Origin of the sequence: Actinobacillus porcinus (assembly GCF_901764995.1) — a bacterium.
GTDB lineage: Bacteria > Pseudomonadota > Gammaproteobacteria > Enterobacterales > Pasteurellaceae > Exercitatus > Exercitatus porcinus.
The window spans coordinates 13,128-25,383 of sequence record NZ_CABFKI010000001.1; the positions used below are offsets into that span (position 1 = coordinate 13,128).

Below are 12,256 nucleotides of genomic sequence, written 5' to 3' on the forward strand. Positions count from 1 at the left end.
TTCTTTCAAAGGATTTATTTATGAACAAACTAAGTGTTGTAATTTTAGCAGCCGGTAAAGGCACGCGTATGTATTCGGACTTGCCGAAAGTGTTGCACAAAGTGGCTGGTAAGCCGATGGTGAAACATGTGATTGATACCGCAAAACAATTAAGTGCGGATCAAATTCACTTAATTTATGGTCATGGTGCAGATTTATTGAAAGCACGTTTAGCGGATGAGCCTGTGAATTGGGTATTCCAAGCAGAACAGTTGGGAACAGGTCACGCGATGCAACAAGCCGCACCGTTCTTTAAAGATGATGAAAATATTCTGATGCTTTATGGTGATGCGCCATTAATTACCAAAGAAACCTTGGAAAAATTAATTGCCGCGAAACCTGAAAACGGTATTGCGTTGTTAACGGTTAACTTGGAAAACCCAACAGGTTATGGTCGCATTATTCGTGAAAATGGTTCGGTGGTGGCGATTGTGGAGCAAAAAGATGCGAACCCTGAACAGTTGAAAATCACGGAAGTGAACACGGGCGTTATGGTGTCAGACGGCGCGAGCTTTAAAAAATGGTTAGCGCGTTTGGATAATAACAATGCGCAAGGCGAATATTACATGACAGATGTGATTGGCTTGGCGAATCAGGATGGCTTCCAAGTGGCGGCGGTGACGGCAGAGGATATTATGGAAGTAGAAGGTGCGAATAACCGTTTGCAACTGAATGCACTGGAACGTTATTACCAACGTAAACAAGCAAAAGCCTTGTTATTGGCGGGCGTCAGCTTGGCGGATCCTGAACGCTTTGATTTGCGTGGCGAATTAGTACATGGCAAAGATTGCGAAATCGATATTAATGTGATTATCGAAGGCAAAGTGGTATTGGGCAATAATGTCAGAATTGGCGCAGGTGCGGTGCTGAAAAATGTGACGTTGCATGATAACGTAGAAATCAAACCTTATAGTGTATTAGAAGACAGCGTTATTGGTGAAGCAGCGGATGTGGGTCCATTTGCACGCTTACGTCCAGGCGCAGAATTAGCGGCAAAAGCCCATGTGGGTAACTTTGTGGAAATCAAAAAAGCGGTGATTGGTGAAGGCTCAAAAGTTGGGCATTTAACTTACATCGGCGATGCCGAAGTGGGCGCGAATGTCAACGTAGGCGCCGGGGTGATTACGTGCAACTACGATGGTGCAAACAAATTCAAAACCATTATTGGGGATGATGTGTTTGTGGGGTCAGACAGCCAGTTAGTGGCACCAGTGACCATTGAAAAAGGGGCAACCATTGGCGCAGGTTCCACCATTACCAAAAACGTGGCGGAAAATGAATTGGTGATTACCCGCGTACCACAACGCCATATTCAAGGCTGGCAACGTCCAACGAAGAAAAAATAAAAGGTCTCTAAAAGCAAACCGCACTGGAGTAGTGCGGTTATCAAATTTCTGATAAGGTAGAGTTTCTACTTATATCGTCAAATAGGCACTAATTCACTATAGATTACGTCTATTCTCTACTCATTTAAATTTAATTGTCTCAGTTATCTATTTCTCATTTGGGAATATTGCATTAAAATCTCTTCAAGCTACTTAAGGAGGCATAACATGCATAATAATTGCTCATTTCGCTATTCTCTGCTTGCCTTACTTGTCTCAGGCGTCATTTACAATCATGCCTATGCAAGCACTGTACCCAATCATATCAATTACCAAGACTATCGTGACTTTGCCGAAAATAAAGGCAAATTTACAGTAGGTGCTAAAAACATTGCAGTTCATAGCACATCAGGCGCTGTATTAGGCACAATTATGACTAAAACACCAATGCCTGATTTTAGTGCAGTCAGTAAAAATGGTATTGCAACCTTAGTTAATCCTCAATTTATCACTAGCGTTGCGCATAATACCGGCTATACCACAATAAATTTTGGCTATAACGATATTCAAAATCAAGACTATAACTACCTCGTGGTTGCACGCAATAATTTTGCCGAGACACATTCTACTAGCTATGATGATTATCACGCACCACGCTTAAATAAATTGGTCACTGAAGCTGAACCTTTACCTATTCATTACTATGGCGAAGATGCCACAGCTTATCGTAACCCTACTCATTTTTTAGATTATGTAAGGCTAGGTTCCGGCTCTCAATATCAAGGTACAACGCCTGATGATAAAACAAATTTATCGGGCGCTTACAAATATCTTACAGGGGGAACACTCCCCGCTTTTGCAGATACCGTTGGAAAAGGCGTTCTCTATTTTAAACGTAGCTTTAACAATGCTCAAGGAGCAATGCCTTCTATGATTGAAGCTGGAGATAGTGGTTCTCCTTTGCTAGCCTATGATGCGAAAAAGAAACAATGGGGATTTATTGGCGTAGCAAGAGGTATATCAAGCAGCAAGATGTGGTACACCCTTGCTAAACAAGATTTTACGGATCAAAAAGTTAAAGAAACATATGCCGGAACGCTAAATAATACCCAAACAGGTGCTTCATTTAGCTGGGTTCCAACAGGAAATACCAGCCAAATTAGTGGCGTCGGTAAACGCCTACAAGTGGATCTTAAAGATGATGATAGTGTTAATACATCTAAGGAATTTCTAGCACTTAATCACGGTAAATCTGTTATTTTTACAGGAAAATCAGGCGTTCTTACCGCAAGCCAAAATATCCACCAAGGTGCCGGTGCTTTAGAATTTGAAACAGATTATACCGTTAAAGGTGCAACTTCCAATACAACTTGGGTGGGGGCTGGTGTCGTTGTTGCTGAAAATAAAACCGTAAACTGGCAACTTAAAAACCCTGAAGGTGATCGTCTATCAAAATTAGGGAAAGGCACACTGAATGTGAGTGGTACCGGTGTAAACCAAGGCGACATCAGCGTTGGCGATGGAACCGTTATTCTTGCGATGAATAGCGATGCTAATGGTCAAAAACAAGCCTTTAACAAAGTTGAAATCGTCAGTGGACGCTCAACGGTTGTATTAGCGGATGATAGCCAAATCAAGCCTGAAAACATTGTTTTTGGCTATCATGGCGGTCGTTTAGATTTAAACGGTACAACCTTTAATACCACGGTGATTAGCAATCGAGATGAAGGTGCACAAATTGTAAATCATAACAATAATCAGACCGCTAACCTTATTATTCGAGGCAATGGAAATATTGATACAAATCTGACGTGGGGAGCTTTGGGGAAGGCTGGAGCGGATATTTATGAATATATCAACACCCATCATAATAACCGTAAAGATTATTTTGTGCTAAAAAACAACGGGAACCCAAATCACTATTACCCAACGAACCAAAGCAGTAATGCAAGTTGGGAGTATATTGGTAGCGATAAAGAAGCTGCTGTACGCCTAGTTCAAGCCAATAAACTGGCTGAAACATTAACTTGGGGGCAATGGGCAACATCAGGGGCGGATATCTATGAGTATATCAATACCCATGCTGGTAACCGTAAGGACTACTTTGTCTTAAAAACTAATGGTCGCGCGAACCAGTTTTTCCCAACAAATCAAACGAGTAACGAAAGTTGGGAATATATTGGCAGTGATAAAGTCAATGCCATTGAAACAGCGTTTGCTCAAAAAATGGCTAAAGAACTCACTTGGGGAACGTCAGGTTCTACAAGTGCGGATATTTATGAGCACAAAACAGCAAACCGCACCGATTATTTCACATTAAAAGAAAATGGTAATGCGAATAGTGCTTTCCCAACCACTCAAACCAGCAATACGCATTGGCAATATATTGGTAGTGATCTCTTTACAGCAGTAACAAAGGCACTATATCAAAAAGAAGTCGCTCATTTAACGTGGGGAAAGTGGGGCGAAAGTGGTGCAGATATCTATGAATATATCAATAACCACGCTAGAAATCGCACTGATTATTTTGTCCTCAAGGAAGGTGGGAACGCAAATAGCTTCTACCCAACAAACCAAACGAGTAATGCAAGTTGGGAGTTTTTAGGCAGTAACAAGGATGAAGCAATTAAAACCGTTTTATCTCGTCAATATGCCAATAGCCACATTGAAACATTTGCAGGAGTACTTGGTGAAACCAGCGGCACAAATGGCAAAATGAATGTTACCTTTGCACCAACAGATGCCAAAGATACACTGGTAATGACGGGTGGAATGAAGCTAAACGGCGAACTAAAAGTCAATAATGGAGCGGTTATTCTTTCGGGAAGACCTGTTCCACATGCTTACGACTTTATTAACAATCAAGAGATTGTTTATGATGATAAATGGCTCAATCGTGAATTTAGAGCCAATGCCTTTAGCGCAAACCATGATGGAAAACTGATCTTTGGGCGTAATGCGGAACTTGCGACAGGTAGTTTCTATGCAGCACAAAACGGTTTATTACAATTAGGTTTCGTACAGGGCAATACGCCTATTTGTCAAAGATCGGATTATACAGGTGCAACAATATGTCAAACGCCAACTGTGGGAAAAGAGGTTTACGATAGCATCCCGACGTTACAAGCTAAAGGTAATGTTCGCTTGTGGCACAATGCTCAACTGCATATTGGTAAATCTATTTTATCTGGTGCAATCACCGCTGATAAAGAAACCAAAACCACCATTGAACATGATGGCCAATGGTTAATGAGCGGTAACAGTAGTATTGGAAGCCTCGTTTTAAATGGTGGTGTTGTTGATCTCAATGCGGCTAATAACCATAATGCTTATCAGAAACTGACTATTAACGGTGATCTGACCGGTCAAGGGCAATTTATTTACCTAACAAATGTGACTGCCGGAAAAGGCGATCATGTTACGGTAAATGGCACAGCTACGGGTAGTTTCTCTCTTTCTATGACAAATACTGGGGCAGAACCTAATTCTGTTCTACCCATCAGTCTATTTACCGTAGATAACCGTAGCCAAAATGCAAAATCGCTCAAACTTTCATTGAATGAAAATGGTTATGTTGATCTTGGGACCTATCGTTACATACTCAAAAACCAAAATAATGACTATTTCTTATATAGTCCTTTACGAGATGCCCAAATCAATAATAACTACTCACAGATTCAGTCACTGCTCACTGAAGCGCAGCAATCTGCTAAAGATTATGCTGAAGAAGTAGTAGAATTAAGTAATAAAGTAAAACAAGTTCAGTCTGAGCAAAAAAGTGTTAAATTATCCAAGGATAAAGCACAAAAACAAGTAGATGAACAGCAAGCCAAAGTAAATAGCTTACCGTGGTTTCGTTTTATTGCAAAAGCTCAAGCACGTAAACAGCTCACTAACTTACAAAAACAGTTAGGTGGCTATACTAACTTATATAACCAGCTTCAAACCACCATTGAAGCACTTGATCGCTCAATTTTACATGCGCAAAATCAGAAAGCGAATGCGGAAGCTAAACTTGAAGCTGTTGATTTGATGGTTAAAGATATTCTGGTTAAAGCTGAGAAACTGTGTTTACAAACGGAGTCTGCAGGAATTTGTAATGCTGTGGTCAATTTGACTTCTGGAGAGCCAGAGACTGCAGATGAAGAATATGATGTAATGAAAACGCAAAAAAATGGGATCAGTCGTTATGCTAATGCCGCTTTATCTGAACTTTCAGCCCAAATTGGTGCTTTGCTACAAGTAGAACGCAATCTTCACCGAGAACTGGTTACGCCGAAATATGAACCTTTATCGGTATGGGTAAACTACGACTATCAACAAATTAAATCAGACTCTGATAATTATAGAGGATACCAGAAAGATAGCACCTTAACGCAATTAGGTGTGGAAGGAGAACTCTCTAAGCACTTCCGCTTAGGGTCGATACTTTCCTCCGTAAATTCATCGTTAGATTATGATCAAGCGCAAGGTAAAGGAAAGCTAAATATGGCAACGCTTTACTTAAAAGCACAATCTGAAAATGGTTGGCTTTCAACCCTTGAAGCAAGCTATGGTCAAACTAAAAATGAATTACAGCTAGATGGCGAACGCAAAAATATCAATAGAGATGTTTCTGCATTGGGTATTAACTTTGCCAAAGCGTGGCAGTTAGAATCATGGAAAATTCTACCGTCCTTTGGTATCAAGCGTTATCGTTTATCAGGGGAAAATTACACGCTTAATGGCGCAAATGTACAACTTAAACCACTCACATTTACAAGCTATCAAGCAGGTTTATCTCTTTCTCGTGATTTTATGCTCGATAACATGACCATTACACCACGCATAAGTACGATTTATGTGGATGCTCGTCATCATTCTAATATTGAAAATGCCGTGATAGTAAATGGAAATCCATTAATTCAGACATTAGATCGCCATCTTAATCATGAATTTGGCATCACCTTTAAAGGCAACAATTGGTCTGTTGATGCTAACTTAGGAGTAATTTCTAGTAAAGAAATACAAAGACGGCGTTATGCTGGATTGAAAGTGGGTTATTACTGGTAAAATGTAAAGAGACAAGAGTAACGCTGTGATATAACAGACAAAACAGTTGCTAATATTTAGTTAGTTTAAATGTTAGCAACTTTTTTATTTAAATAATTTGTAATAGACAATATCTCACGATTTGTCTATTACACCAAAAAATAACCGCACTTTGTGTTGTCAGAGTGCGGTTATTTTTTTATAAAATTTATTTATGAAATGAAGTGTGATTAACCACGCACAGCAATGGCTTCAATTTCCAAGCCCACGTCTTTCGGTAAACGTGCCACTTCCACGCAAGAACGCGCCGGGAAATTTGGATGGTTATTTTCTTTAAAGAAACGTTCGTATTCCGCATTAACGGTCGCGAAATCATTTAAATCTTTCACAAATACCGTAGTTTTTACAATATCGCCAACGGTTAAACCGGCTTGCTCAATAATAGCCTTCACATTTTCTAAAGATTGACGCGCTTGTGCCGTAATATCTGTTGGGATTTCGCCTGTCGCCGGGTTAACCGGAATTTGACCTGAAGTCAATACCATATTGCCTAAGTCAACAGCTTGAACATAAGGGCCGATTGCTGCCGGGGCTTTTTCTGTATGAATAATCTTTGTCATAAATTTTCCTTTATTTTCATGTTATTGATATTGTATAGCCGTTACACAAGAACAAGACGTTCGTTGAGCTTGTCGAAACGTTAGTCTTGTGCAGTCGCTGAAATGGCTTATGGTTCGACAAGCTCACCAATCGCCATTTCAGCTTTGAGCAATAATTACATCATATCGATAAAACTCGGTAACCATTCTTCCGCGGCTTGTTCGTGGTCGAAGATGTTTCTCACGTCAATGCGCAAAGAGTCGCAAATTTTGACCGCGCTTTGGGCGTTTAACGCCTTTTCCACTTCATCCACGGCAAAGCAGAACGTGTCATAATCGGAATTTCCCAACCCCACTACACCGTAGCGCAACGCAGATAAATCCGGTTTTTCCGCATTGATTTGTGCAAACAACGGTTTGAGATTATCGGGCAATTCCCCCGCGCCGTGGGTGGATGTCACGATTAACCACAAAGATTGATCGCACACATCCGCTAAATTTGCCTGATTTTCAACTTGAACTTGATGCCCTTGTTGTTCTAACAAATCCGCTAAATGATCGCCCACATATTCCGCTCCACCGAGCGTACTACCTGTGATAATACAAATATTCATAGTCTTTAGTATCTGTTTACTTTTTATTCAACCACGCCATATATTCCGCTACACCGGTTGCCACATCTTTAAATTGATAATCACAACCTGCGGCGCGAAGTTTGCCCAAATTTGCCTGCGTGTATTCTTGATAACGGGATTTTAAATGTTCCGGGAATGGAATGGTTTCAATGGAACCTTTGCCGTGGAATTTCACGACCGCATCCGCCACTTCTCTGAAGCTTTGCGCTTTGCCTGTGCCTAAGTTGAAAATCCCTGAAATGCCATTTTGCCACGCCCAAATATTGACCGCCGCCACATCGCCCACATAAATAAAATCACGCAAGAAATGTTCGCTACCGGCAAATAATTTTGGATTTTCGCCTTTGTTGATTTGGTTGTTCAAATGGAACGCCACACTTGCCATCGAGCCTTTGTGCTGTTCACGTGGGCCGTAAACATTGAAATATTTAAAGCCGCAAACCGGAGAATTGGCTTCAGGTAAAATATCGCGCACATATTGGTCAAATAGGAATTTGGAATAGCCGTAAGCATTTAGTGGGCCTTCAAATTGGCGTTCTTCCACAAATTCTGTTTTATCGCCATAGGTCGCGGCGCTGGATGCATAGAAGAACGGAATTTCGCGATCTAAGCAATAATGCAACAACTCTTTGGAATATTCGTAGTTATTGTGCATTAAATATTTGCCGTCCCATTCTGTGGTTGCCGAGCAAGCACCTTGATGGAAAACCGCATCAATATCGCCTAAATCATCGCCGGCAATAATGGACGCTAAGAAATCGTCTTTATCGCAATAATCCGCAATATCTAAATCCACTAAATTGATGAATTTTGTGCCGTCTTTGAGATTGTCCACCACCAAAATATCTTTACGCCCCATATCGTTTAAAGCTTTCACGATATTTGAGCCAATCATGCCCGCGCCGCCGGTTACAATAATCATAATCTTGTCCTTTTTGCTATTTGAATTACCGCTATTGTAATCGATCTTAACAAAGTGCGGTCATTTTTTTCGTTGAATATCGGTGTTTTGTTGCCAATCCTAAAAATAAATTCCTAGGACAACAAGGTTTTTAGCTGATACAAATACGCTAACGCTTGTTTTGGGGTTAAGTCATCGGGATCGAGTTTTTCCAGCATTTCTAATATCGCCTTTTTGCTGTCATCTTCTTCCAATAACGCCAATTCCCCTTGAGATTGGTGCAAGTTACGCAAATCTTGCACTTTTTTATCCGCACTTTGCGCGCTGACTTTTTCCAAATAGGCTAATTTTTGTTTTGCCAATTTGATCACATTTTGCGGAACCCCTGCCAACGCCGCTACCGCCAAACCATAGCTTTTGCTTGCCGCGCCTTCTTGCACGCTGTGCATAAAGGCAATGCTGTTGTTGTGTTCTAAGGCATCTAAGTGCACGTTTGCGGTGCCGGCGATTTGCTCCGGTAAGGTGGTTAACTCAAAATAATGGGTGGCAAAAAGCGTCAGCGAGCGGATTTTTTTTGCCAACCATTCTGCACAAGCCCACGCCAAGGATAAGCCGTCATAGGTAGAAGTGCCACGTCCGATTTCGTCAATTAAAACCAGACTTTTTTCCGTGGCTTGGTGAAGAATATTCGCCATTTCTGTCATTTCCACCATAAAGGTTGACCGCCCTGACGCTAAATCATCACTTGCACCAATTCGGGTAAAAATACGATCAATTTGCCCGATTACCGCCTTTTCCGCTGGAACAAAGCTGCCGATATGCGCCATGAGCGTAATTAAAGCCGTTTGGCGCATATAGGTGCTTTTACCGCCCATATTCGGGCCGGTGATGACCAATAAATGTCGTGCTGAATTCAACTGCACGGGGTTGGCGATAAAGGGCTCTTTGATCACTTGCTCAACCACAGGATGACGCCCATTTTCAATGTGCAAACCGATGTCTTGGCTGAACTCAGGTTGCACATAATTCAAGGTATCCGCGCGTTCCGCTAAGTTAGCAAGCACGTCTAATTCCGCTAAGGTCAAACTAGAAAGTTGCAGCGCGCCTAAGTGCGGTAAAATTTGGTCGAAAATTTCATCATAAAGCTGTTTTTCCAATGCCAAGCTCGCGCCTTTGGCTTTTAACACTTTATCTTCGTAGGTTTTGAGCTCAGGAATAATATAGCGTTCCGCATTTTTCAAGGTTTGACGGCGCACATAGTGCATCGGCGCTTTGTGTGCTTGCCCTTGGCTGATTTGAATATAATAGCCGTGTACGGCGTTAAAACCGACTTTTAGGGTGTCAATGCCTGTACTTTCCCGCTCGCGGCGTTCCAATTCTTCTAAATATTGAGTTGCGCCATCCGCAAGGGAACGCCATTCGTCTAATTCCGCGTTGTAGCCTTCTGCAATAACGCCCCCATCACGAATTAAGAGCGGTGGCGTGTCGATAATGGCTCGTTGAAGCAAGTCAAAAAGTTCGCTAAATTCGCCAATTATGCTAGAAAGTGCGGTTAAATTTGACGATGTTTTGAGAAGTTGGTTAATCCAAGGCAATTGTTCCAAGGCGGTGCGTAAACGGGTCAAATCCCGCGGTCTGGCGGTGCGTAAGGCAACGCGCGCCAGAATTCGTTCCATATCGCCCACTTGTTGCAAGTGCGGTTGTAATTCGCTGACTAAATCCTGTTCCAGCAAAGCTTTAATGGTATTTTGTCGTTGTTGTAATTTGGAAATTTGGCGAATGGGTTGATGAATCCAACGTTTAAGCAAACGGCTTCCCATTGGGGTCACACATTTATCTAATACCGCCGCAAGGGTATTTTCTGTGCCGCCTGCAAGATTTTGCGTCAATTCCAAATTACGGCGCGTAGCCGCATCCAGTTGGATATTTTCCGTGTTTTCAATCAAACTGATACTTTGAATATGGGGCAAGGCAGTGCGTTGGGTTTCTTTGGCGTAGTGCAATAAACAGCCTGCTGCGCAAAGCCCTAAAATCGCCTTTTCCACCCCAAAGGCTTTTAAGTCTTTGGTGCCAAATTGACGATTAAGCAATTGCACTGCCGTGCCCGGTTCAAATTCCCAAATAGGACGGCGGCGCAAGCCTTTGGCATGTTCAATTAATGTCATTGCCGCGAAATCTTCGCAATAGAGCAATTCCACCGGGGCAAGGCGTTGTAATTCCGCGCGCAAGGTTTCCGGATTTTCCGGCTCAGAAATTTGGAAACGCCCCGATGTCATATCCAAGGTGGCTAAGCCGAATTTTTCTTTTTCCTGATAAACAGCGGCTAAAAGATTATCTAACCGTTCCGGCAATAGGGCTTCATCACTGACGGTGCCGGGGGTCACAATGCGCACCACTTTGCGCTCAACAGGCTGCCCTTTCGCCAAAGCAGGATCGCCAACTTGTTCGCAAATCGCCACAGACTCGCCCAGTTGCACCAATTTCGCCAAATAGCCTTCCACCGCATGATAAGGCACTCCCGCCATAGGAATTGGCTCGCCCGCCGAAGCCCCACGTTTGGTCAAAGAAATATCCAATAACGCCGCCGCTTTTTTGGCATCGTCATAAAAAAGCTCATAAAAATCCCCCATACGATAAAACAGCAAAACATCGGGATTTTCTGCTTTAATGGTTAAATACTGACGCATCATTGGGGTATGTTGTGTTAAATTTTCATTTAAATTCATTATGTTGACTCGTTTAATAGGGCTATTATCGGACGATGGGTTTCTCGCTGTAAAACCAAGAAAGCTTGCCGAATATCGAATGGAAATTGTAAATGAAAGGGGAACTGATGTTCAAGTCGTAGGATGGGCTTTAGCCCATCATTCGCCTAATTCACAGCCCCAAAGGGGCTGATTTATGCGTAACCCGGTATGGCTTTGCCATGCCGGGATTTTTGGGGCGAACCGTACCAAAATAATCACTGAACATCAGGACGAAAGATGTTTCGCCCGTACAACTATCCCCAATCCCATAGCATTTCAATAAAATTTCCTATTTTTTCACCGCGCTTTTTCTTGCGTTAAACCTAAAAATCATTAAAATGAACGAACGTTCATTCAGTGGCATTTTTACCATTGAATGAATTTTCTTTAATCTACTATGAAATCTCAAATTATGTGTCGATCTGAACTGGATATGGCGGAGCAGATTTTCTTAGCCACAGAGCAATTAATTGCAGAAGGCGGGGTTCATAGCCTCTCTATGCATAAGATTGCCAAGGAAGCAAAGATTTCAGCCGGAACCATTTATCTTTACTTTAAAAGCAAAGATGAATTGCTTGAACAGCTGGCTCGCCGTGTATTGCAACTCTTTTCTCAAGAGTTGGAAAAAGACTATGACGAAACACGTTCTTATTTTGAGCAATATCGAACGATATGGTGGAATATTTGGCATTATTTTTCGGATAATCCCATTATGGTGAAGAATATTCACCAGTATTTTTCTCTGCCCTCTTTTGTTAACGTTTGCTCTGAAATGAAAAGTCAAAGTCATTGGGCTTTATTTTGCCAAAAGGCAGTGGCTGCCGGGGCAATGTGTGATTTGCCATTAGCAGCATTATCTTCTTTAGGTTTGGGAAGTATTATTCATTTAGCGAGCGATCGTATTTACTTTAACCTTCACTTAACGGAAGAATATTTGGAATGCGTCATTGAACGAACGTGGCGCGCACTTAAAAAATAA

7 protein-coding genes are annotated in these 12,256 nt (G+C 41.9%); 3 read left to right on the forward strand and 4 right to left on the reverse strand.

Features of this window, described 5'->3' with window-relative positions; translation table 11 throughout:
* The first annotated feature begins 20 nt into the window (after positions 1–20).
* Together glmU and E7T07_RS00085 are read left to right on the forward strand one after the other, a co-directional pair.
* The gene (gene glmU, locus E7T07_RS00080; RefSeq protein WP_135708913.1) at positions 21–1,385 is read left to right on the forward strand and encodes a bifunctional UDP-N-acetylglucosamine diphosphorylase/glucosamine-1-phosphate N-acetyltransferase GlmU; all 1,365 of its coding nucleotides are present in this window, start codon (positions 21–23) and stop codon (positions 1,383–1,385) included.
* A 207-nt stretch (positions 1,386–1,592) separates the two neighbouring features.
* Entirely contained in the window at positions 1,593–6,416 is a 4,824-nt protein-coding gene (locus tag E7T07_RS00085) for a S6 family peptidase (RefSeq protein ID WP_135708914.1), read from the forward strand.
* A gap of 209 nt (positions 6,417–6,625) precedes the next feature.
* On the opposite strand, the gene E7T07_RS00090 is transcribed toward E7T07_RS00085, so the two are convergent.
* The 4 genes from E7T07_RS00090 to mutS form a co-directional block, all read right to left on the reverse strand.
* The gene (locus E7T07_RS00090) at positions 6,626–7,015 is read right to left on the reverse strand and encodes a RidA family protein (protein ID WP_135708915.1); all 390 of its coding nucleotides are present in this window, start codon (positions 7,013–7,015) and stop codon (positions 6,626–6,628) included.
* A 155-nt stretch (positions 7,016–7,170) separates the two neighbouring features.
* The gene (mioC, locus tag E7T07_RS00095; RefSeq protein WP_135708916.1) at positions 7,171–7,608 is read right to left on the reverse strand and encodes an FMN-binding protein MioC; all 438 of its coding nucleotides are present in this window, start codon (positions 7,606–7,608) and stop codon (positions 7,171–7,173) included.
* A gap of 16 nt (positions 7,609–7,624) precedes the next feature.
* On the reverse strand, positions 7,625–8,551 hold the full coding sequence (gene rfaD, locus E7T07_RS00100) for an ADP-glyceromanno-heptose 6-epimerase (protein WP_135708917.1): 927 nt from the start codon (positions 8,549–8,551) through the stop codon (positions 7,625–7,627).
* Between the two features lie 113 nt (positions 8,552–8,664).
* A complete protein-coding gene (mutS, locus tag E7T07_RS00105) occupies positions 8,665–11,256 on the reverse strand; it encodes a DNA mismatch repair protein MutS (RefSeq protein WP_135708918.1) in 2,592 nt (863 codons plus the stop codon).
* A gap of 433 nt (positions 11,257–11,689) precedes the next feature.
* Between mutS and E7T07_RS00110 the strand changes: the two genes are divergently transcribed.
* Complete coding sequence (locus E7T07_RS00110; protein WP_135708919.1) at positions 11,690–12,256, forward strand: TetR/AcrR family transcriptional regulator; 567 nt, start codon at positions 11,690–11,692, stop codon at positions 12,254–12,256.

Bases quoted from the DNA above. Each gene is read 5' to 3' on its own strand.
- glmU (WP_135708913.1), top strand. From the start codon at position 21: ATGAACAAACTAAGTGTTGTAATTTTAGCAGCCGGTAAAGGCACGCGT.
- mutS (WP_135708918.1), bottom strand. From the start codon at position 11,256: ATGAATTTAAATGAAAATTTAACACAACATACCCCAATGATGCGTCAG.
- mioC (WP_135708916.1), bottom strand. From the start codon at position 7,608: ATGAATATTTGTATTATCACAGGTAGTACGCTCGGTGGAGCGGAATAT.
- E7T07_RS00085 (WP_135708914.1), top strand. From the start codon at position 1,593: ATGCATAATAATTGCTCATTTCGCTATTCTCTGCTTGCCTTACTTGTC.
- E7T07_RS00110 (WP_135708919.1), top strand. From the start codon at position 11,690: ATGTGTCGATCTGAACTGGATATGGCGGAGCAGATTTTCTTAGCCACA.
- rfaD (WP_135708917.1), bottom strand. From the start codon at position 8,551: ATGATTATTGTAACCGGCGGCGCGGGCATGATTGGCTCAAATATCGTG.
- E7T07_RS00090 (WP_135708915.1), bottom strand. From the start codon at position 7,015: ATGACAAAGATTATTCATACAGAAAAAGCCCCGGCAGCAATCGGCCCT.